At 69.1% G+C, this 20,863-nt stretch carries 23 protein-coding genes; 12 read left to right on the top strand and 11 right to left on the bottom strand.

The window, feature by feature from the left end:
- Positions 1 to 61 precede the first annotated feature (61 nt).
- Both FVA80_RS03780 and FVA80_RS03775 read left to right on the top strand, forming a co-directional pair.
- Complete coding sequence (locus tag FVA80_RS03780; protein ID WP_147908801.1) at positions 62 to 2,248, top strand: primosomal protein N'; 2,187 nt, start codon at positions 62 to 64, stop codon at positions 2,246 to 2,248.
- A 77-nt stretch (positions 2,249 to 2,325) separates the two neighbouring features.
- A complete protein-coding gene (locus FVA80_RS03775; protein ID WP_147854795.1) occupies positions 2,326 to 2,688 on the top strand; it encodes an STAS/SEC14 domain-containing protein in 363 nt (120 codons plus the stop codon).
- 6 nt (positions 2,689 to 2,694) lie between these two features.
- On the opposite strand, the gene FVA80_RS03770 is transcribed toward FVA80_RS03775, so the two are convergent.
- The 6 genes from FVA80_RS03770 to FVA80_RS03745 form a co-directional block, all read right to left on the bottom strand.
- A complete protein-coding gene (locus tag FVA80_RS03770; protein WP_147908800.1) occupies positions 2,695 to 3,084 on the bottom strand; it encodes a hypothetical protein in 390 nt (129 codons plus the stop codon).
- Between the two features lie 597 nt (positions 3,085 to 3,681).
- On the bottom strand, positions 3,682 to 3,888 hold the full coding sequence (locus FVA80_RS03765; protein ID WP_147854793.1) for a Trm112 family protein: 207 nt from the start codon (positions 3,886 to 3,888) through the stop codon (positions 3,682 to 3,684).
- A 13-nt stretch (positions 3,889 to 3,901) separates the two neighbouring features.
- Positions 3,902 to 4,567, bottom strand: a complete 666-nt coding sequence (locus FVA80_RS03760) for an LON peptidase substrate-binding domain-containing protein (RefSeq protein WP_147908799.1) — start codon at positions 4,565 to 4,567, stop codon at positions 3,902 to 3,904.
- A gap of 61 nt (positions 4,568 to 4,628) precedes the next feature.
- Entirely contained in the window at positions 4,629 to 5,543 is a 915-nt protein-coding gene (trxA, locus tag FVA80_RS03755) for a thioredoxin (RefSeq protein ID WP_147908798.1), read from the bottom strand.
- Positions 5,544 to 5,615: 72 nt separating this feature from the next.
- Positions 5,616 to 6,083 (bottom strand): hypothetical protein, encoded by a 468-nt coding sequence (locus tag FVA80_RS03750; RefSeq protein ID WP_147908797.1) that lies wholly within the window; start codon positions 6,081 to 6,083, stop codon positions 5,616 to 5,618.
- 91 nt (positions 6,084 to 6,174) lie between these two features.
- Complete coding sequence (locus FVA80_RS03745) at positions 6,175 to 7,149, bottom strand: glutathione S-transferase family protein (RefSeq protein ID WP_147908796.1); 975 nt, start codon at positions 7,147 to 7,149, stop codon at positions 6,175 to 6,177.
- Positions 7,150 to 7,384: 235 nt separating this feature from the next.
- Between FVA80_RS03745 and FVA80_RS03740 the strand changes: the two genes are divergently transcribed.
- The gene (locus FVA80_RS03740) at positions 7,385 to 7,609 is read left to right on the top strand and encodes a hypothetical protein (protein ID WP_147908795.1); all 225 of its coding nucleotides are present in this window, start codon (positions 7,385 to 7,387) and stop codon (positions 7,607 to 7,609) included.
- Here the strand turns inward: FVA80_RS03740 and FVA80_RS03735 are convergent.
- The gene (locus FVA80_RS03735) at positions 7,603 to 8,556 is read right to left on the bottom strand and encodes a hypothetical protein (protein WP_147908794.1); all 954 of its coding nucleotides are present in this window, start codon (positions 8,554 to 8,556) and stop codon (positions 7,603 to 7,605) included. The genes FVA80_RS03740 and FVA80_RS03735 overlap by 7 nt on opposite strands.
- Positions 8,557 to 8,713: 157 nt before the next feature.
- Between FVA80_RS03735 and FVA80_RS03730 the strand changes: the two genes are divergently transcribed.
- From FVA80_RS03730 to FVA80_RS03715, 4 genes are all read left to right on the top strand, one after another.
- On the top strand, positions 8,714 to 9,820 hold the full coding sequence (locus FVA80_RS03730; RefSeq protein WP_147908826.1) for a spore photoproduct lyase family protein: 1,107 nt from the start codon (positions 8,714 to 8,716) through the stop codon (positions 9,818 to 9,820).
- A 26-nt stretch (positions 9,821 to 9,846) separates the two neighbouring features.
- Positions 9,847 to 10,365, top strand: coding sequence for a 2'-5' RNA ligase family protein (locus FVA80_RS03725; RefSeq protein WP_147908825.1), 519 nt, complete (start codon positions 9,847 to 9,849; stop codon positions 10,363 to 10,365).
- A 31-nt stretch (positions 10,366 to 10,396) separates the two neighbouring features.
- A complete protein-coding gene (locus FVA80_RS03720; RefSeq protein WP_147908793.1) occupies positions 10,397 to 11,155 on the top strand; it encodes a phosphatase PAP2 family protein in 759 nt (252 codons plus the stop codon).
- 265 nt (positions 11,156 to 11,420) lie between these two features.
- Positions 11,421 to 12,719, top strand: a complete 1,299-nt coding sequence (locus FVA80_RS03715) for a Gfo/Idh/MocA family oxidoreductase (protein ID WP_147908792.1) — start codon at positions 11,421 to 11,423, stop codon at positions 12,717 to 12,719.
- A gap of 6 nt (positions 12,720 to 12,725) precedes the next feature.
- Here FVA80_RS03715 and flgH read toward each other — a convergent pair whose 3' ends face one another.
- Genes flgH through flgF form a run of 4 tightly spaced genes read right to left on the bottom strand, consistent with a single transcriptional unit; the run spans position 12,726 to position 16,235 of the window.
- A complete protein-coding gene (gene flgH, locus FVA80_RS03710; protein ID WP_147855644.1) occupies positions 12,726 to 13,472 on the bottom strand; it encodes a flagellar basal body L-ring protein FlgH in 747 nt (248 codons plus the stop codon).
- A gap of 31 nt (positions 13,473 to 13,503) precedes the next feature.
- Entirely contained in the window at positions 13,504 to 14,655 is a 1,152-nt protein-coding gene (gene flgA / locus FVA80_RS03705) for a flagellar basal body P-ring formation chaperone FlgA (RefSeq protein WP_246692254.1), read from the bottom strand.
- A 34-nt stretch (positions 14,656 to 14,689) separates the two neighbouring features.
- Positions 14,690 to 15,481 carry a flagellar basal-body rod protein FlgG gene (flgG, locus tag FVA80_RS03700; RefSeq protein ID WP_092038758.1) on the bottom strand — a complete coding sequence of 264 codons (792 nt, stop codon included), beginning with the start codon at positions 15,479 to 15,481 and terminating at the stop codon, positions 14,690 to 14,692.
- A gap of 13 nt (positions 15,482 to 15,494) precedes the next feature.
- Complete coding sequence (gene flgF / locus FVA80_RS03695) at positions 15,495 to 16,235, bottom strand: flagellar basal-body rod protein FlgF (RefSeq protein ID WP_147908791.1); 741 nt, start codon at positions 16,233 to 16,235, stop codon at positions 15,495 to 15,497.
- 257 nt (positions 16,236 to 16,492) lie between these two features.
- Between flgF and fliL the strand changes: the two genes are divergently transcribed.
- The 5 genes from fliL (at position 16,493) to FVA80_RS03670 (ending at position 20,842) form a co-directional block, all read left to right on the top strand.
- Positions 16,493 to 17,059: a flagellar basal body-associated protein FliL gene (gene fliL, locus FVA80_RS03690; protein ID WP_147908790.1), complete on the top strand. Its 567-nt coding sequence runs from the start codon at positions 16,493 to 16,495 to the stop codon at positions 17,057 to 17,059.
- 52 nt (positions 17,060 to 17,111) lie between these two features.
- The gene (gene fliM, locus FVA80_RS03685; RefSeq protein ID WP_147855648.1) at positions 17,112 to 18,329 is read left to right on the top strand and encodes a flagellar motor switch protein FliM; all 1,218 of its coding nucleotides are present in this window, start codon (positions 17,112 to 17,114) and stop codon (positions 18,327 to 18,329) included.
- Positions 18,330 to 18,348: 19 nt separating this feature from the next.
- Positions 18,349 to 18,810, top strand: a complete 462-nt coding sequence (locus FVA80_RS03680) for a DUF6468 domain-containing protein (protein WP_246692253.1) — start codon at positions 18,349 to 18,351, stop codon at positions 18,808 to 18,810.
- 37 nt (positions 18,811 to 18,847) lie between these two features.
- Positions 18,848 to 19,705 carry a hypothetical protein gene (locus tag FVA80_RS03675; RefSeq protein ID WP_187193586.1) on the top strand — a complete coding sequence of 286 codons (858 nt, stop codon included), beginning with the start codon at positions 18,848 to 18,850 and terminating at the stop codon, positions 19,703 to 19,705.
- Between the two features lie 345 nt (positions 19,706 to 20,050).
- Positions 20,051 to 20,842 carry an FkbM family methyltransferase gene (locus FVA80_RS03670; protein WP_348642441.1) on the top strand — a complete coding sequence of 264 codons (792 nt, stop codon included), beginning with the start codon at positions 20,051 to 20,053 and terminating at the stop codon, positions 20,840 to 20,842.
- The last annotated feature ends 21 nt before the right edge of the window (positions 20,843 to 20,863 follow it).

Here is a 20,863-nt window from a genome sequence, read left to right as displayed (position 1 = left end):
CGCGGGTTCTTTTCCCGGCCCTGTGGTACGGACCCGGAACGGACCCGCCCGATACGCCCGCATGCCCTTTGTCGCCGAGATCCTGATCCCGCTGGCGCTCGATGCGCCCTACAGCTACGCCGTGCCCGGCGGCCTCGACCTCGCGGTCGGCGACGTGGTGCAGGTGCCGCTCGGGCCCCGCGAGATCGTGGGCGTCGTCTGGGGCTTGGCCGAGACGGCCGGCGGCTCGAACCTGCGCCCCGTGACCGGCACCCTCCCCTACGCACCGCTCTCGGAGCCGCTGCGCAGTCTGGTCGACTGGATCGCCCGGTACACCCTCGCCCCGAAGGGCTCGGCGCTCGCCATTGTGCTGCGCCTGCCCGACGAGGCCGCCGCCGCCGAGATCGCCCGGGTTGCGGTGCGCCTCACCGACAAGCCGCCCTCACGGCCGACCGCGGCGCGAGCCAAGGTCGTGGCGACGGCCGCGGACCGTGCGCTGCGCGGCAAGAGCGCGCTCGCCAAGGAAGCCGGGGTCTCGCTCTCGGTAATCGACGGCCTGATCGACGACGGCGTCCTGGAGACCATCGCGGTCGAGCCCGAGCCGGTCGCCCTGCCCCCCGAGCCGGACTTTCCGCGCACGCCGCTCTCGCCCGCCCAGGCCGAGGCGGTGACGGAACTGGTCGAGCCGTTCCCGTGGCTGCAACCCGACGCGGAGGCGGCCGACAACCGGCCGATCCTGCTCGAGGGCGTCACCGGCTCCGGCAAGACCGAGGTTTATTTCGAGGCGGTCGCGGCCTGCGTCCGGGCGGGGCGCCAAGCGCTGATCCTGATGCCCGAGATCGCCCTCACGGCGCAGTTCCTCGACCGGTTCGCCCAGCGCTTCGGGGTCCGGCCGGCGGCCTGGCATTCCGGCATCGGCGGCAAACGCCGCGAGCGACTGCGGGCCGCGGTGGCGGCCGGCGAGGCTCTGGTGGTGGTGGGCGCGCGCTCGGCGCTGTTCCTGCCGTTCGCCCGCCTCGGCCTGATCGTCGTCGATGAGGAGCACGAGGCGGCCTACAAGCAGGAGGACGGCGTCCACTACCACGCCCGCGACATGGCGGTGGTGCGCGGGCGCCTGGAGGGCTGTCCGGTGGTGCTGGCCTCGGCGACGCCGTCGATCGAGACCCGGGTGAACGCGGCGCGCGGGCGCTACCGCCACGTGCTGCTGCCGGAGCGGTTCGGCGGGCGGCGCCTGCCCGACATCGCCGCCATCGACATGCGCAAGGACCAGCCCGAGCGGGGCCGCTTCCTCAGCCCGCCGCTGGTCAACGCCGTGAAGCATACCCTGGAGCGGGGCGAGCAGGCCTTGCTGTTCCTCAACCGCCGGGGCTACGCACCGCTGACCCTGTGCCGGGCCTGCGGGCACCGCTATCAGTGCAAGAACTGCTCGACCTGGCTCGTGGAGCACCGGTTCCGGCGGGCGCTCGTCTGCCATCAGTGCGGCTACACCGAGCGGCGGCCCGACGCCTGCACCGAGTGCGGCACCTTCGACAACCTGACCGCGTGCGGCCCCGGCGTCGAGCGGATCGCCGAGGAGGCCGCCGCGCTGTTCCCGGACCGGCGCATCGTCGTGCTGTCGAGCGACTTTCCCGGTGGCGCCGACCGCCTGCGACAGGAGCTGGAGGCGGTGGCGGCCGGTGAATGCGACCTCGTCATCGGCACGCAGCTGGTGGCCAAGGGCCACAACTTCCCGAGCCTGACCCTGGTCGGCGTGCTGGACGCCGATATCGGACTGACCTCTGGCGATCCGCGGGCGGCGGAGCGCACTTTCCAGCTGCTTCAGCAGGTTACCGGCCGGGCCGGGCGCGGCGACAAGCCCGGCCGGGCGCTGGTCCAGACCTACCAGCCCGAACACCCGGTGATCGCCTCCCTGTTGTCGGGGGATGCGGAGCGCTTCTATCAGGAGGAGATCCACGCCCGCGAGGCGGCGGGGCTGCCACCGTTCGGGCGGCTCGCCGCGCTGATCGTCTCGGCCGCCGAGCGGGAGGTCGCCGAGGCGCACGGACAGGCGCTCGCCCGCGCCGCCGATCCGCCGGAGGGTGTGATGGTGCTGGGGCCCGCGGAGGCGCCGCTCGCCTTGGTCCGGGGCCGCTACCGCTTCCGGCTGCTGGTGAAGACGGAGCGCAACATCGACATGCAGGCCTATCTGCGCGCCTGGATCGCCCGCGGCCCGAAGGTGCGTGGCAACGTCCGGGTCGCGATCGATGTCGACCCGCAGAGCTTTTTGTAAGACAGTGCGGCCACGGGCAGCGGACCCGCGGCCGGAGATCGGCGGCGGGACGCGTGCGGTTCCCGGAGGAGCGATCAGTGCTGAGCTATACCAAGACGCCGGACTCGAACGTCGCCGAGATCGTGGTCGACGGCAAGATCTCCGACGAGGAGATGAACGCCGCGATGAATGCCATGAAGGCGGACCTCGACAAGGGCGGCAAGATCAAGCTGCTCGAGGATATCCGCGCCTTCGAGGGCATGGAGCCGGCCGCCTTCTTCAAGGACCCGCGCTTCGGCATCTCGATGATGAAGAGCGTCAGCCATGTCGCCCTGGTGACGGATGCGCCCTGGCTGAAGGCATTGGCCGAGACCTTCAATTTCGTCTCGCCGACCCAGATCAAGGTGTTCGAGCGCGCCCGCCTCGCCGAGGCGCGGACCTGGCTCGCCGGCGCCGCCTGACCGTCGTCAGTCGGCCTGCGCGGTGCGGTCGTTCCTGCGCCGCGCGGTCCAGTGGCCGGAGCATAGGGTGGCGACCTTCCAGGTGCCCGAGCCGGTACCGGACTGAAGCCGCCCGGTTCCGGTCCCGCTCGCCGTCCCGGTGGTGACGGCGAGACCGACGCTGCCGTCGGCGCCGACATGGCCGCTCACCCGGGCTCCTGCCTCGCCCGAGACCAGCCGAACCTGGCCCTCGCGGATCGCCAAGGCGTAGGTGTAGCGGGCGTTGCATAGCCCGCTCTCGGTCACGAGTTCCACCGACCACGTTCCGTTGTTCGCGCCCGGTGCGGCGTGGGCCGACGGGGATATGGCGGAGAACAGGCCGGCGGCGAGAGCCGCGGCGGCGACCAGTTTGATCATGCGGGTATCTCTTTCAGCAAAGCGCGCGCCGCCCGTCATGGCGCGCCGGGTCACACTCGTCGATGGAGGATGACGCAATGCTGAATGAGGGAAGCGGCAAGAGTATGGCCGCACGGTTTTTGGGTGAGATCAGGATCTGCGCCTCGACGAGGCGGAAATAGTCACGCCGCGCTCTGCGATTGCTTGGCCGTATCATTGATTGGGGAACGTTCATCCACGCCGTCCTCGAAGGCGGCGTGTGGAACGGGTGCGCCCGGGCCCGGCGTAGCATTCTTCTCAACCCGCGCCCGGATTTTCAGATTGCGCCTTGGCACGGGGAACAGACGCGCCCGCCCATACCGTCGAGCTCGTGCATCGCAGGGCGAGGCATCGGTCCCCCGCGCCGGCGCGAGAGACGAGATGTCTAGTTCGGGCTGGACAGCGCGACGGCAGGATGAAGAAAAAGTCCTCTGCCGTCAGGGAGAGGAGGTACGGCGCACCTGGCGGAACGCGCTGCGTGACCGTCGCAGCCCGTCCTGGAGCGGCAGTACGAGGCCGGTGTTTCGTCGAGCGGCGCGGACCATGTCCGCCCGACCGCGTGTCCCGGCCCCGCGCGTCTCAATCCGTCAGTGAGCGCGCCTCTTCCGGCAGCATGATCGGGATGCCGTCGCGGATCGGGTAGGCGAGCTTCGCAGAGCGGCTGATCAGTTCCTGGCGGGCGGAATCGTATTCGAGCGTGCCCTTGGTCAGCGGACAAACCAGTATCTCAAGGAGCTTGGGGTCCACGCGGGTCGCCTCGACGGTGGTTGTGAGGTCGTTGGTCATCGGTCGTGCGCGCCTATTGCATCGTCGGCTCGGGGCCGGAGCCGCGAACCAGTTCCATCTGCGTGACCGCGATCAGGATTTCCGCCCGGGTCTTCAGGTCGGGGGCCTCCAGCATCGCCTGCTTCTCGCGAACGCCGAACGGACTCATCATGCAGAGGGCGTTGACCAGCGCCTCGTCTGGCGCCTCGTCGATCCCGTCCCAATCCACCTTCAGATCGTTCGATTCCACGAAGTCGCGCAGTGCCTTGAGGACGCCGTCGCGGTCGACCAATTCCTCGCCCGCCCGCGGCTCGAAGTCCACCGCGAAGTCCTCGTAGGAGACGTGGCAGCGGCGGTAGGTGCTGGTGGAGGCCAGCTCGCTCTCGACCCGGAACCGGCTGATGCCGGTCAGCGAGACGAGGTAACGGCCGTCGCCGGTCTCGGCGTATTGCGTGATCCGTCCCACGCAGCCGACCCGGTAGAGCTTGGGGTTCGCCGCCCCCGACCCTTCCGGATCGGGCTGGATCATCCCGATCACCCGATCCGTGCGCATCGCGTCGTCGATCATCGACAGGTAGCGTGGCTCGAAGATGTTCAGGGGCATCTGGCCGCGCGGCAGCAGCAATGCGCCGGGCAGCGGAAAGACTGGGATGACGGCGGGGCAATCCGCCGGGCCCTTGTAGCTCGCATGGGTGCTCATGGCGCCTCCCGGATGGGCCTGATGCTGGGGCGGAATATCCGCCCCAGGGCGAGCCGAAGTGTCATGAGAACAGGAGCGCCGAGAGCTTGCGTCGTCCCCGGATCGTGTCGGGATCCATCACGCCCCAGGCCTCGAAGAACTGCAGGAGCTGCTTGCGCGCCGCATCCTCGTTCCATTCCTTGTCTCGCTTGCGCAACTCGATCAGGTGATCGACCGCCTGTCCGCGCTCGTTCGCGGCGGCGAGACCCAGAGCGAGGTCGAACCGCGCCTGGTGGGCGTCCGGATTGGCGTCGACCTCACGCTGCAATCCCGTGAGGTCGCCGAGCGAGGCGGCCTGCTCGGCGAGTTCCAGGGCGGCACGGACGCCGGTGAGCGCCGGGTCGGCGGCCTTTGCGTCCGGGACCATCGCCAGCACGCGCTTGGCATTCTCGATCTCGCCGGCGTCGAGCTGCATCTTCGCCAGGCCGGCGAGCGCCGCCACGTTGTCGGGCTGCTGCTCCAGGACCGCGGCGTAGATCTCGGAGGCGCCCGCAAGGTCGCCCTCCTCGATCAGGGCGGCGGCGTCCGCGAGTGCCAGCTCGACCGGATCCTGGGCGGGGCCCGCGACACGGTCGATCAGCTCCTTGATCTGGCTTTCCGGTACTGCACCCATGAAGCCGTCGACGGGCTGGCCCTTCTGGAACACGATCACGGCCGGGATCGACTGGATCCCGAGCTGGCCCGCGATCGAGGGATGGTCGTCGATGTTCATCTTGACCAGCGCCACGGCGCCCTTGGCCGCCTTGACAACCTTCTCCAGGACCGGCGTGAGCTGCTTGCAGGGGCCGCACCAAGGCGCCCAGAAATCGACCAGGACCGGCCGGTGCATCGACTCGGCGATGACATCCTGTCGGAAGCCCGCGGTCGTCGTGTCCTTGATCAGGGCATCGGTGTCGCCGGCCGGAGCGGCGCCGCCGGCAAGGGTGTCATTCAGCATTGGCCTAGCTTCGGAACTTTTTTCGTGGAGTGCCTTAGATGGGGCTTCTGACCGGGTCTGACCAGTCCAAACTCACCGGGCCGGCGCCCCGGGTGCCCCCTTCTCCGCAGCTTTGGCGGCCGTTACGAAGGTTCCGGCGAAGGCGCGGCCATCCGCCGTGCTGGCCTCGCATGTGATCGCGGTGCGGCCGGGCTCCGGGGCCGAGAAGCGGCAGGCGCCGATCGCCAGCGTCGGCGTCCCGTCCTTGCCGACCATCACCAAGTTGATCGGCTGCAGCGGGTCGGTCTCCTCGGTCGCCTCCTGCTGTGCGCCGTTGCCGCTGAAGCTGATGGTCTGGCCATCCTTCGCGGAGAAGTCGAAGCTCGTGCGGTTGCGGTTGACGGCATTCATCAGCACGTCGCTGCAGGACGCGCTGAGATCCTGGCCGTTGACGATCAGCTTCTCGCACGACCCTTCCAGCCGGAGCGCAGCCTGCGCGTGCGCCGTGCAGGGGAGGCCGAGGAGCGCGCAAAGCAGCGCGAGGCGCAGTCGGTTCGTCATGGCAGGCCTGTCTCCTCCGTTTGCGGTCGAACTAGGCGTCCTGAACGGTCTGTCGAGGGAGGCGGGCCTGCCGGGCGGGATCGGCCTCCGCTCAACCGAACCGTAGGGCACGGTCGTTTGGGGCGGTAAGATCGAGTTCTGGACCGAGCGGTACGATCCGGGTCGGGTTGATGGTCGGATGACTCTCGTAATAGTGCCGCTTGATGTGCGTGAAATCGACTGTCGAGGCCACACCGGGAAGCGCGTAGAGGTCGCGCTGATAGTTCGACAGGTTGGGATAATCCGCGATGCGGCGCCGGTTGCACTTGAAATGCCCGACATAGACGGCATCGAACCGCACGAGCGTCGTGAACAGGCGGATATCAGCCTCGGTCAGTCGGTCGCCGCAGAGATAGCGGCCCCGGTCGAGGCGCTCCTCCAGCGCGTCGAGTTCGGAAAACAGCGCCTCGAAGGCTGCCGCGTAGGCGTCCTGCGCGGTGGCGAAGCCGGCCTTGTAGACGCCGTTGTTGACCCGGTCGTAAACCCGCTCGTTGATCGCGTCGATCGCAACGCGCAGATCCTCGGGGTACAGGTCCGGCCCGGTCTCCCCGAAGGCGCTGTTGAGCATCCGCAGGATCTCGGCGGATTCGTTCGACACGATGGTGCCGCGCTTGCGGTCCCACAGCACCGGCACCGTGACGCGGCCGGTATAGGATGAGTCCGCCGCCCGGTAGACCTCGTAGAGGCGGCTGGCGCGATGGATCGGGTCCGGCGTCGCCCCGGGCGTGTCTCCGAACACCCAGCCCTCGGCACCCATGTGCGGATCCACCACCGAGACCGTGATCGCCTCCTCCAGGCCCTTGAGCGCCCGCCCGATCAGGGTGCGGTGGGCCCACGGGCAGGCCAGCGAGACGTAGAGGTGATAGCGCCCCGGCTCGGCCCTGAAGCCGCCCTCCCCTGAAGGACCGGGTGCTCCGTCGGCGGTCACCCAGTTGCGGAAGGACGAGGCCTTTCGCTCGAACCGGCCTCCGGTCGAGGCGGTGTCGTACCACTGGTCGCGCCAGACGCCGTCGACGAGGAGGCCCATGGTGATATCCCGGTTCAGATGGTCGTCGAAGCGAGATGGGAGCCCAGACGGCTGCGGAAAGGGGCCGGCGGCGCCGTCCGACTCGGTTCCGGCGTGCGCCACAGCCTCGTGCAACGCAGGCTTGCGCGAACGCTTCTATTGCAGTGCAGCATAATCGGCCATTTTCCGGCCACCCGCCCGCTTTTGCGCATCCGCAGCGCCCCCGGCTCGGCGGGAGACTGCATGGAGCTGAGAGATGTCGTTCGCGCTGGTGCCCGTCGCTGAGGCGGCCCTGTTCACCCTGGGGTGTCTGTTGATCCACACCCTTAAGCGGCATGCGGACGTGGTCACGGCGACGCTCGCCTGCGTCGCCACCCTGCTCGTGCTGATGATCGGGATCGCCTGCGCCCCCGAATCCTTCGTCAAGTATCAAGGGGCCAGCATCACCGAGTTCGCCCGCCTGGACCCCGCGATCTACTGAGCCGCGGTGGCGCGCCCGGCGCCGTTCATCTGCGCCAGCCGCCCGCCGGTCCCGCGCTGGCCAGAGACCGCCACGTCGAAATCGTCCCGCGGCAGCCGCGCCAGGAATCGCTCGGCCAACTCGAACAGCAGGATGTCGGGGCGCACGCGTTCGATGTAGCCCCAGTCGAGGCTGGCCGACCAGACAAAGTGAACCTCGCGGAAGCTTTCGGCCAGCAGCCCGGTCAGCAGGAACGGGTCAAAATGCGCGCAGGAATCACCGAACAGCACGAGGCGGCGCGGGTCGGCGCCCTCCGCCTCGTTCCGGAAGACGACGTGGGCCCCGACATGGGCCTCCCGGTCGCGCCCCTGCGCCTCGTAGGCGGCGAGCAGCGGGCCGACCTCGACCCGCTTGGCGTCGCGCAGCAGCATGAACCGGTTCAGCCGCTCCAGTGGGCGCTCGCTGAGTTTCTCGCCGAGGTCCATCACGGCTTCGGTGACGAGTTGCGGCCGCGCGCCGATATCGGCCGGCGGGATCGACCCCAGCGCGCGCATGATCTCGCGATAGGCCAGGAGGCAGCCCTCGATGGTCCAATGCGTGTCGGTGCGGAGGTAGAGCGGCACCAGGCCGTCACGGCCCGCCCGGAGGGGCGCCAGGAGATCGAGGTAGGCCGGATGCCGGGCCAGGCGTCGCGCCAGACGGCGTGTGGAGGCCTTGCCCGGGGCGTAACGCAGCCCGTCGGTCTTGTCGTCGTAGACCGACAGCTTCTCCGGCACGATCACGTGAAGGCAGCGGATCCCGAGACGCTCCGCGCGCCGGGCCCGGGCTTCGATCAGCCGCGTCCAGCCGCGCAGGAGCAGCCAGTGCCGCAATCCGCCCCGGTAACGGTCCAGGACGCGGTTGGTGCCGCCGATGAGGAACAGCCATCCGTCGCGGCCGACATGTACGCTCTCCCTGCCTGCAGCCATGGCGGTGCTTTAGAGCCGTTCCCGATCACCTTGCAATCGGGAACGGCGACAGGCCTTCAATGCGGCGAGCGCTTCGGCCGCACGCTGCCGGGTCGCCGAGGCCGGACCCGCCCGGGGTGGCGTGCGTTCGACAGACATGTCGTCCAGCGCTGCCCTGATGCCCGCCCCCTCGCCGGTTGAAAGCCACGGCTCGGCCCGTGCCCGTCCGGCCCGGCTCTGGCGCCCGCGCCGAGTGCTGGTAACCCCGGCCGCGCTGGATTTCGCGCATGGGCGTGCCATGGTCGCGCGGGCCGAGGCGATGGGGCTGCCCGTGGAGCGGCTCGCCGCCAACCGCCTCACCGGGCTGCGCGACGCTGATCCGCGCCGGGCCTACACCGCTGCCAAGGCGACCCTCGCCATTACGGTGGCGCCGCCGACGAAGCTGCGGTTGCAACCGATCCCGCCCTCGGCCGACTGGCGCTTCGACCTCGCGGAGGGCTGCCCGGCCCATTGCCAGTATTGCTACCTCGCCGGCTCGCTCCAGGGGCCGCCCTTGACTCGGGCCTACGCCAATCTCGACGCGATACTGGGCAACCTCGCGGGCTATGCCGGCCAGGGCGCCGTGACCTCCGCGTCCACTGAGCGCGCTCACGAGGGCACGACCTTCGAGGCGTCCTGCTACACGGATCCTCTGGGCATCGAGCATCTCACCGGCTCGCTCTCGGCGGCGATCCGGCATTTCGGCGCTTGGAACGCGCCGGTGCAGTTGCGCTTCACCACGAAGTTCGCCGCCGTCGCCCCGCTCCTCGACCTGCCGCACAACCGGCGCACGCGGATCCGCTTCTCGGTCAATGCCCGTCCCGCTTCCCGCTACGAGGGCGGCACCGACCCGCTCGACGCGCGGCTCGCCGCCATGGCCGCGATGGCGCGGGCCGGCTATCCCGTGGGCCTAACCATCGCGCCGATCATCCCGGTACCGGATTGGGAGGCGGCCTATGCCGGGCTGATCCGCGATGCCGCCGACGCGCTGGCGGGCATCCCCGATCTGGACCTGACCGCCGAACTCATCACCCACCGCTTCACGCCGATCTCGAAGGCGGTCCTGCGCGGCTGGTACCCGGGATCGGACCTGCCCCTCGACGAGGCCGACCGCGTGGAGAAGCGCACCAAGTTCGGCACCGTGAAGCACGTCTTCCCGAAGCCCTTGATGCAGGCGATGCGCACGCATCTGACGGATCGCCTCGCTCGCGACCTGCCGGCCGCGCGGGTGCTCTACTGGACCTGAGCGGTTTTGGCGCCATGTCGCGTCTCATGCATGACGCGGCCCCCCTGATCCTGACGCTCGCCTTCGACGAGCCGACTTTCGCGCGCTTCGACGGCGAGCGCCGGCGCAACTTCCCGGAGGCCCTGAACTTCATCCCGGCCCACGCGACGCTGTTCCACCACCTGCCGGGGGACCGGGAGCGCGGGGTGATCGAGGCGGTGACGACGCTGGCCCGGACGGTGCCGGCGCCTGGCGTCGCCGTCACGGGCCTGCGCTTCACGGGCCGCGGCGTCGCCTACGTCCTCGAATCAGAGTCGCTGTCGAACTTCCGGGCTCGGCTGGCCAAGGCCTTCGAGCCCTACTTGACGGCGCAGGACCGGCAGGGTTGGCGGCCACACGTGACGGTGCAGAACAAGGTCACCCCCGACAAGGCCCGCGCGCTCCGCGCCGACCTGTCGGCCGGCTTCGCGCCGTTCCACTTCACTGCGCCCGCGACGCAACTGTGGCGCTATCTTGGCGGTCCCTGGGAGCCCGTCGCCACGCTGGCCTTCGGGGAGAATGCCTAATGGTTCTCACGCCGACCGGAAGGGGAGCGCCATGAGGGCGCCGGGTGGCCTGCAGCGCAATCCCCTGACCGGGCGCGCGATGTCGGTCTGGCTGCGCCTTCGGCTGAACGAGGTCGGGCCCCTCGTGGCTCTGCTCGGGGTCAGCATCCTGGGCTACGGCTTCTTCTACCTCGCCCACGAGGTCGGCGAGGGCTCGACCGCGGCGCTGGACCGCAAGATCCTCCTGGCCCTGCGCAATCCCGCCGACCTGTCCGACCCGATCGGGCCGCCCTGGCTCGAGGAGACGATGCGCGACATCACCGGGCTCGGCAGCGTCTTCACGGTCCTGTTCCTGACCTGTGCGGTGGCGGCCTACCTGGCGGTCTCCGGACGCCGGCGGATCAGCCTGTTCGTGCTCGCCGCGGTCGGCAGCGGTGAGCTAATCTCGACGGTGCTGAAGCTGTTCTACCAGCGGCCCCGGCCGGACCTTGTCCCGCACGGCATGGAGGTCTTCACGGCGAGCTTCCCGAGCGGCCACGCCACGATGTCGGCGATCGCGTACCTGACCCTGGCGACCCTCATTGCCCGGCTCGACCGCAATCGCAGCGCGAAGGCCCTGGTTCTCGGACTGGGGGTCGGCCTGACGCTGCTGGTCGGACTCAGCCGGATCTATCTCGGCGTTCACTGGCCGAGCGACGTGCTGGCCGGGTGGTGCATCGGCGCGGCCTGGGCGTCGCTGTGCTGGTTCGTCGCCCTCCAGCTTCAGCGGCGGGGCGAGGTGGAGGCGCCCGATCCCCCGCCGCCCGCCTGACCGGACGATCAAGGTAAACCGGAGGTTGAGGGGGCCTTCGGGTCCCATCCGCGAGGCGACGGAGGCGGCCTCCGAGTCGGATTCCGGCGGCCCGCCGCCTGACCGACAGTGAGGCGGAGGTCGCGCGTCTGCGCGCCGCGCTGCTGTCCGGAAACGACCGGATGGCGGCCTGCGTTCACTGACGGGACAGCGTTGATCGCGGACGCTCGTCCCATGTCGCGGCGATTCGCTGCCGTGACCCGGATCCAGCGAAACGGCGAGGCTCATGGCGGACGACACCCGACTCTCACGACGCACCCTCCTGGCCGCGGGGGGCGCCCTGGCCGGCGCTGGCCTCGGCAGCACCGCCCAGGCGGCCCAGCTCGGCCCGGCGGTTCCGGCCGATACCGGCGCTGTTCAGGGCGGCCGCGTGATGTTCCCGAACTGGCGCGGCCCGGCCGACCGGCCGCCGGCGCCGAGCCCGGCGCCGCAGCCTCCGGGCCAGCGGGTTGGCTATTGCGTCGTCGGCCTCGGGCGTTTGAGCCTCGACGAGATCCTGCCGGCCTTCGGGGTTACCAAGCGCTCGCGGTTGGCCGCGGTGATGTCGGGAACCCCCGACAAGGCCAAGCTCGTGGCGCGGCAATACGGCCTGCCCGAGGATGCCGTCTACGGCTACGACGAGTGGGATCGGCTGAAGGCCAACCCGGCAATCCAGGCGGTCTACGTCGTGACGCCCAACAGCGTGCACCGGGACAACGTCCTGGCCGCCGCGGCAGCCGGAAAGCAGGTGCTGTGCGAGAAGCCAATGGCGGTGGCCTCGCAGGAGTGCCGCGACATGATCGCGGCTTGCAACCAGGCCAACGTCAAGCTGATGATCGCCTATCGCTGCCAGTACGAGCCGCACAACCGCGCGGTGATCAAGCTCGCCCGCTCAGGCGAGTTCGGGCGTCCCCGGCTGATCCAGGCGTTCAACGGCCAGACGAGCGGGCTGCCTGAGCAGTGGCGGCTCAAGAAGGCGCTCGCGGGCGGCGGATCGCTGCCGGATATCGGGCTCTACTGCCTCAACACCACCCGGGCCGTCCTCGGCGAGGAGCCCGACCTGATCCAGGCCCAGATCCACTCTCCGCCCGACGATCCGAAGTTCCGCGAGGTCGAGGAGACGGTCACCTTCACGATGCGCTTCCCGTCCGGGGTGATCGCGCAATGCACGTCGAGCTACGGCGTGTACGAGGCCCGGAGCCTGACGCTCCACACCGGGAGCGCCTCCGTCGATCTGCAGAACGCCTTCGCGTACGAGGGCCAGCGCCTGTTCGTGTCCCACCGCGACGGCAAGAACGGAACCCGCGACGAGAAGGTTCTGAGCCCCAAGAACCAGTTCGCCCTCGAGATGGACCACTTCTCCCGGTGCATCCAGGAGAACCTGCGTCCCCGCACCCCCGGTGAAGAGGGGCTGCAGGATCAGGTGCTCATGGAGGCGATCTACGAGGCCGCGCGCACCGGTGCGCCGGTGAAGGTCGGGCCGCCCGCGGGGGCCGCCTCGGGCCTCGACGTGACCCGCGGGCCGGAGCCGGAGGAGCCGAGTTGAGAGCGTTCAGAACGGCAGCAGGATATCCACGATCTGCTGGCCGTAGCGGGGCTGCTGCACGTCGGTGATCTGGCCGCGGCCGCCATACGCGATGCGGGCCTGGGCGATCTTGGTCGAGTCGATGGTGTTGTCGGACTCGATGTCCTCCGGCCGGACCACGCCGGCCACCACCATCTCGCGAACCTCGAAGTTGACGCGGATCTCCTGCTTGCCCTCGACCACCAGGTTGCCGTTGGGCAGCACCTGCGTGACCACCGCGGCGACGTTGGTGGTCACGGTCTCGGCCCGCTGGACCGAGCCGGCGCCGTCGTTGGCAGTGGCCGAGGTGGCGGCGAGCAGCGCCGTGCTGCCGACGCCGAAGGACTTGCCGACCGCATTGTTCTCCAGCCCCAGGGCGTTCGGCAGGCCGAAGCTCTCGGTGTTGGCCCGGGACCGCTTGGTCTCGTTGTTGATGTTGGCCTTGTCGGTGACGTTGACCTTCACGGTCAGCAGGTCGCCGAGCCGGGCCGCCCGCTGATCCTTGAAGAACGCCCGGGAGCCGGTGCGCCAGAGCGAATTCGGCGCGTAGGAGACCGGCTGCACGTCGGGCATCGGCATCCGGACAGGCTTGTAGCCCGGCTGGGTGGTCGGATCCTCGATCGCCGACAGCGCCGGGGTGGCGCCGACCTGGGACAGCCGGTCGGCGGTGTTGCAGGCCCCGAGGCCGGCGAACAGCACGGCGACGAGCGGGGTCAGGGCGAGGCGGCTGGTCATCGGGAAACTCGTTGACGCATCGGATGGGCGATCAGCGCAGGGACGCCGTCGCCTGGACTTGCGGGGCCGCGGCGGCCTGATGAGTCGTGGAGGCGGGGCCGACCGAGACCCGGCCGGGGCCGATCACGGTAGCCTGGAGGACCTTCTTCGAGGCCACATTCACGACGTTGACGACCGCGCCCATCCGGCCGGCCTCGTTGGCCAGCCCGCGCATCGACAGGCTGACGCTGGCGGTCTCGTACACGATGGTCACGCTCTCGCCCCGGGCCACCAGCTCCGGCAGGGCGGTGTCGGAGACCCGCAGCACCGTGCCGGCCGGCAGCGCGTGCTGGGCGACCTCACCCAGGACCGCCGTGGCGCCGGCCTGCGCGTCGGCCGCGACCATCTCGCGGGGGCGGCGCTCGACGACGAGGTCGCCGTCTCGCACCGGATCACCCCGGTTGAGCGACCGGGTGAGCACCGCCACCTCGCGCAGTTCGACCACCACGCCCGAGACCCGGAGCGATGCCTGCCGCTCGCCGAGACTGACGAGACCCGTGACGCGGCGGGAGCGCGGATCGTAGGTCAGGTCGAGGGCCGTGGCCTGACCGGCGAGGTCAACCGGCGCCAGCAGCGTCGGGCCGTCGCCGTCGAAGCGGACGGCCACGCTGCGCGGATCGAGGCCGTAGCCCGTCTCCAGGGCGCGCTTGAGCGCGGCCTCCAGATCCGGCGGTCCCAGGCGTCGCGCGGCGCGCTGCACGGCGATCTGCATCCGGCCACCGGTCTCCAGGCCGGTCAGGCCCAGGGCTGCGGCGGCCTCGACGATGCGGCGGGTCTGGATCGTGCCGGTGGCGCCGAGCGCGGGTGAGCGGAACAGCGGCCGCGTGGCGAGCGCGTCCGGCGCGCCCTCGACGAGGTCGGACAGGGCGAGCACATCGCCGCGGGCGGTCACGTCTCCGCGCAGGCGCGGCTGCGCCTTCTGAGCCTCGTTCTGCGGGGGGGCGGTCTGGGCCATCGCCGGGATCGCAAGGGCGCCGATGGCCGCGAAGGTCAGGAAGGCGAGCGCCGCGCGCACAAGCACCGCGGCGCCGGGGGGCGCCACCCGCGGGCGGGTCCGGCGGACGATCGGGTTGAGGTCGCTCTCGTCCGTCGCCGTGCTGACGAGGGGCAGGTCGGCAAGGTCGATCTGGGAGCCGGCATACATGATCGGAGACCTGAAGTGAGGGCAGGACGCGCGGTCAGCTGCGGAACATCTGCGAGGTGGTGGAGAGCATCTGGTCGGCGGCGGTCACGACCTTCGAGTTCATCTCGTAGGCGCGCTGCGCGGCGATCAGCGACGAGATCTCGGTGACGGCGTTCACGTTCGCCTCTTCCAAATAACTCTGCTGAAGGTTTCCAAATCCTTCCGCTCCCGGCAGGCCGCTGATCGCCGGCCCCGAGGCCGCCGTCTCGATGAACAGGTTGTCGCCGATCGATTCGAGGCCGACCTTGTTGACGAAGCGCGAGAGCTGGAACTGGCCGAGCGCCTGCGGCGCGGTCTGCCCGGGCAGCGTCGCCTGGACGGCGCCGGTAGCGCTGATCGTGACCGCGGTCGCCGTCTGCGGCACGGTGATCGCCGGATCGAGCAGGTAGCCGTCGCGGGTGACGAGTTGGCCGGTGGCCGAGAGGTCGAACGAACCGTCCCGGGAATAGGCGGTGCGGCCATCCGGCATCGTCACCCGGAAGAAGCCCTCGCCACGGACCGCGACGTCGTAGTCCTTCTCGGTCGAGCTCAGCGTGCCCTGCGACATGACGCGGGCGGTCGAGGTCGTCTTCACGCCCGAGCCGAGGGCGAGGCCGGCGGGAAGCTGGGTGTTCTGCTCGGAAGTCGAGGAGCCGGCTCGGCGCAGGTTCTGGTAGAGCAGATCCTGGAAATGCACCTGCTGGCGCTTGTAGCCGGTGGTGCGCAGGTTCGCGATGTTGTTCGAGATGACCTGGACGTTCAGTTCCTGGGCCGCCATGCCGGTGGCGGCTGAGTAAAGGGCGCGCATCGGTCGAGCCCCCTTACGCGACGTCGGCGAGGCGGCGGATCGCCGTGCCCCGCAGGTCGTCGAGGCGGCTGATCATGCTCGACATCATTGCGTAGGAGCGGTTCACGTCCATCAGCCGGGTCATCTCGATGACCGGACGGACGTTCGAGCGCTCCAGCGCGCCGGATTCCAGGCGGCCGTCGAGTCCGGCCGCGCGGGCCGGCTCGGGCGACGCGTAGAGGTTGCCGCCCTCGTTGGTGAGACGCTGCGGGTTTGCGAAGGTGACGAGCTTGATCTTGCCGCGGATGCCGAGGTTGGTCGACACGGTGCCGTCGAGGCCGATCGTCAGCCCGGTCTCCTGCTGGTTGATGGTGATCGGCCCGCCGTCGCCGACGACCTTGTAGCCGTCGCTGGTCACCAGCGCACCGGTCGGGTCGATCTCGAAGGCGCCGTTCCGGGTGTAGCGCTCGCCTTGGGGCGACTGCACCGCGATGAACGCCGAGCCCTTCACCGCGACGTTGAGCGGGTTGCCGGTCTGCTCGATCGGCCCCTGCCCCAGGTCCAGCGTCGTGCCCTGGTCGATGACGTAGGAGAGGCGCCTGTCCGGGCGGGCGAACGAATCCGCGCTCGCCACCGGCATCAGGTATTCCTGGAACCGCGTGCTCCGGCCCTTGAAGCCGGTGGTCGAGACGTTCGCCATGTTGTTGGAGATGACGTCCAGCTCGCGCTGAAGCGCCACCTGGCTCGACACGCCGACGAAGAGGGCATTCTGCATCGTGGACTCTGACACTCGCGTGCCGCGGTGGCGGCAACGATCCATTCAGCATCCGCTGTGCCAACGCTCAAAAATCCAAATTTGCATGCAAATTGAATGATTTGCGCGACGCTCCGGCAACCACCCGGATGGGTCGGGCCTGCGCTACGGCAATCCTGGCCCGGCAGGATTTGCCCGCTTAACGACGCGTTAACCGTAATGCTCCGATATCCGGTCATACCCGGCACGCGGATATCCGCGAGAGAGTATTATTTCCCATGGCCAAGAAGCCCAAAAAGGCCGCCGAAGAGGGCGAAGCCGGCGCCGAGGCGGCTCCGAAGGGCAAGAAGAAGCTCATCATGATCGGGGCGGCCGTGTTGCTGGTCGTCGTCGGCGGCGGCGGTGCCTTCATGATGATGGGGTCTGGCGGTGGCGGTGAGGGCAAGGAGGCTGCCTCGGGCGGCGGACATGGTGGTGGTCATGGCGGCGGGCACGGCGACGCCGCCAAGGGCGTCGGCCCAGACGGCAAGAAGCCGATCGTGTTCGTCGAGATGCGCGAGATGCTGCTGAACCTCAGCCCCGACGCGCCACAGGAGAAGGCCAAGTACGCCAAGCTGCGGCTCGCCCTGGAACTCAAGGATGCCGGGGTCGAGGACGAGGTGAAGCCCCTGATGCCGCGCATCGAGGACACCCTGCAGGTCTACATGCGCGAGCTGCGTGCGAGTGACCTCACCGGGTCGGTCGGGCTCTACCGCCTGCGCGAGGAGTTGCTGCGGCGCGTGAACGTCGCCGTCTATCCCGCCAAGGTCGAGGCGGTGCTGTTCAAGGACGTGATCGTCCAGTGACCGACCCGTCGGCCCTGGAGGTCACCGCGAACCAGGCTTCTAGCGGACGCGTCTGATGGAACCCGAGGACGAACTTCCCGAAGACGACTGGTCGGCCGCCCTCCTGGAGCAGGGCGCCGAGGGCGGCGACACGTCGCTCGCCGAGGAATGGGGCGCGGCGCTCGCCGAGCAGGGCACCACGCGCAACGCCGGAGACGTCGCCGCCGAATGGGCGACGATGATTGAGGACGGGGAGAGCGACAACCTCCCCGAGCTCGCCGGCAACGACCGGGTGCTGAACCAGGACGAGATCGACGGCGTCCTCGGCTTCTCGATGCGCGAGCTCTCGGCCTCGGGGGCCGGGGGCGTTCAGGCCATCGTCGACTCGGGCGTCGTCCAGTACGAACGCCTGCCGATGCTGGAGATCGTCTTCGACCGGATGATCCGGTTGCTGTCGACCTCCCTGCGCAACCTGTTCCAGGACAACGTCGAGGTGACGCTGGACAACATCACCTCGGTGCGCTTCGGCGACTATCTCAACGCGATCCCGCTCCCGACCCTGCTGGGGGTGTTCCGCGCCGAGCAATGGGAGAATTCCGGCCTCGTCACAGTCGATTCGAACCTCGCCTACGCGACCTTCGACCTGCTGCTCGGGGGCAAGCGCGGTGGCTCGTCGAGCCGTCTCGACGGACGGCCGTTCACGTCGATCGAGATGACGCTAGTGCGCCGCCTCGTGGAGATCGTGCTCGGCGACCTGGAGATGTCGTTCCAGCCGCTCTCGCCGGTGACCTTCGGCATCGACCGGATCGAGACCAACCCGCGCTTCGCCACCATCACCCGCCCCGGCAACGCCGCGATCCTGATCAGCCTCCGCCTCGACGTCGACGGGCGCGGCGGCATGCTGCAGATCCTGTTCCCCTACGCGACCATCGAGCCGATCCGGGAACTGCTGACCCAGAGCTTCATGGGCGAGAAGCTCGGCCGAGACCATGTCTGGGAGGGCCACCTCGCCACCGAGATCTGGCAGGCCGACGTCACCATGGAGGCGGTGCTGCACGAGATGATGCTGCCGCTTAAGCAGGTGATGCGCCTCAAGGTCGGCGACACCCTGATGTTCGACGCCAAGCCCTCCGACCTGATTGCGGTGCGCTGCGGCGACTGGGCCCTCACCCAGGGACGGATCGGCCAGGTCGACGGTAACATCGCCGTGCAGGTCACCCGGCCCCTGCGCCGCTCGCGCACGACCATCCAGGCCTACGAGGCCTCGATGAACAGCCACACAGACGTCTAGCGTGCGATAGGTCCGGATCATGAGTCTCTTCGTCACGCTCGCCGCCGACATCCTGGTCGCCGTCCTCCTGGCGGCCACGATCGTCACCTGCCTGCGCCTGTCGCGCCGGATCAGCCAACTCAAGGGTGACGAGGCGGCCTTGCGCCAGACTATCGGCGACTTGATGGTCGCCACCAGCACCGCCGAGCGCGCTATCGCGGGGCTGCGCTCGGCGATCGATGACGGCGACCGCACCCTGACCACGCGGATCGAGGCCGCCACAGCCCGCTCCGCCGAACTGGCTGCGCAGGTGGAGGCCGGGGAGACCGTCGTGATGCGCATCGGCGCAATCGTCGCGCAGATGCGGGCCGCGCCGGTCCGGTCCGAGCCGCCGTCCGCCCGCGGCCGGTCCCCGAGCCGAGGTTCCCGCGACGCGCCGGTCCGAGCCCGCGAGCCCCAACGGCGAGCGCCTCGGCGCCGCCGCCGCCGGCCCTGGCCATGAGCGAGCGCGCCCTCGCCCGCGTCCGGGCGCGCGCCGCGTGACCGGCGTCCCGGCCCCGAAGATCCCACCGGCACCCAAGCCGACCCCGAAGGCGCCACGCACGGACGCCACGGCCCTGCGCCGCCCGCGGTTGAAGCCCGTGCGGCCGGTGCGGCTGCGCCTGATCGATGCCGTGGCGATCGCAGCCGGCGGCCTGCTGCTGCTCAAGCTGCTCACCCTGGGGCAGGTCGGCCTGCCGGGTGCCGGAACCCTGCCCGAATACGGCCGGGCGGTGGCCCGGGCGCGCACCGGCTACGAGCCCCCCGATCCCGGTACCACCGGCTCGGTCGGCGCCAAGGAGGAGACGGCCGCGGCACCGATCGAGAAGCCGTCGGAGATGCCCGCGCCCGAGCCGGCGAAGGCGGCATCCGGTTCCCCGACCGAACGCGCGCTCCTGGAAAAGCTCGGCGCCCGGCGCGACGCGCTGCGGCAGAAGAACGACGAGCTGGAACTGCGCGAGAAGATGCTCAACGAGGCCGAACGCAAGCTCGAGACCGGGCTGGGCGACCTTAAGCAGGCGGAGGAGAAGGTCGATTCGGCTGCCAAGGCCCGCGAGGACGCCGAGAAGCAGGGGCTCAAGAACATCGTCACGATGTACGAGACGATGAAGCCTAAGGATGCTGCCCGGGTGTTCGACCGCCTCGGCCAGGACGTGCTGGTGCCGATCGTGCTGGCCATGAACCCGCGCAAGATGGCCGAGGTGCTCTCGGCGATGCAGCCCGATACGGCCGAGCGCCTCACCGTCACCCTGGCCAACCGGGCGCGCGGGGTCGGAACTGCGCAGGCGCAGGTCGGCGCGGCCCTCCCGGCGAACGAGTTGCCGGCGATCGATCCGGGACCACCGCTGTCGCGATAGGCTCGCGAGGCCCTCCGGTCTCACGCCGATGCGGCAGCGCCTCCCGGCCTCCGCCTCGGTCGACGATGACGAATGGAGATCGCCCGGTGTCCCGGTGTCGAAGGGCGAGGCCGGGTCTTTCCTGGATGCCCGCGCGGCGACCTGGTCCCGGAGCGGGCCAGGGTTTTCGGGAAATCGTATCGTCTGCCGGCTCGGGACCGAACTGAATCGGTGCCGATCGCATGAGATGCGCTGCGCAGTGTCCTTGACATTACAGTAAAAACATTTACTGCGCTGCGCAAATTCATGTATCTGGGCCGGACGGTGATGACTTCGAGGGAATATCTCCTTTCCGGTGCGTCTAGCTTGGCCGGCAAGCTGTTAGACAATGTTGCCATCCAAAAGATGTTATTCAACGCTTTGCGCCTCAACAGGAAGCAGGTACGACGGTTCGTATTGGATCGCGATGCGACGTTCCTTGCGTATTGCCTTGCGCGAAGGTCTCAATCGAAATCGCAGATTTTGCAGGATCTCTGGGTTTGCTTCGAGCTGGGCGAGAAGATCGGCGGCTACTTTGTAGAATTCGGGGCCACGAATGGCAGGAAGAACAGCAACACGTGGCTGCTCGAAAAAACACTGGGGTGGAAGGGGATTCTTGCGGAGCCGAATCCTATCTGGCACGCCGCGTTGGCGGCCGAGCGAGACGCCGCGATCGAACACAGATGCGTTTCGTCCCGGTCGCACGAGACGGTCACCTTCATCGCCACCAACGACTCGGATCCCGAATTGAGCGGCATCGCCCGTTTCGCTGAGTCCGACCATTTCGCCGAGACGCGCAGCCGTGGGCAGCGCATCGAGATCGAAACCATTTCCCTGGACGATCTGCTCGACGCCTACGCGGCGCCACCTTGCATCGATTACCTGTCGATCGATACCGAGGGGAGCGAACTCGACATCCTTTCGGCTTACAGCTTCAGCCGAAAATTCAATGTCCTATCTGTCGAGAACAATCCGAAGAACGAGGTCGCGATCGACGCGCTTCTCGCGGCGAAGGGATATGTCCGGGTTTTTCAGCAGTTCTCCCAGTGGGATAGCTGGTACGTATCCGGGGAACTGAGGGCTGAAGGGCCGGTGATCGTGGCGGCCCCGGATGCATGATCGTCATCCCGGATCGCGAAT

The organism is Methylobacterium sp. WL1 (genome assembly GCF_008000895.1).
Lineage (GTDB): Bacteria > Pseudomonadota > Alphaproteobacteria > Rhizobiales > Beijerinckiaceae > Methylobacterium.
Note: the sequence above shows the minus strand (reverse complement) of the source record. Positions and strands in the feature narration are given on the sequence as shown.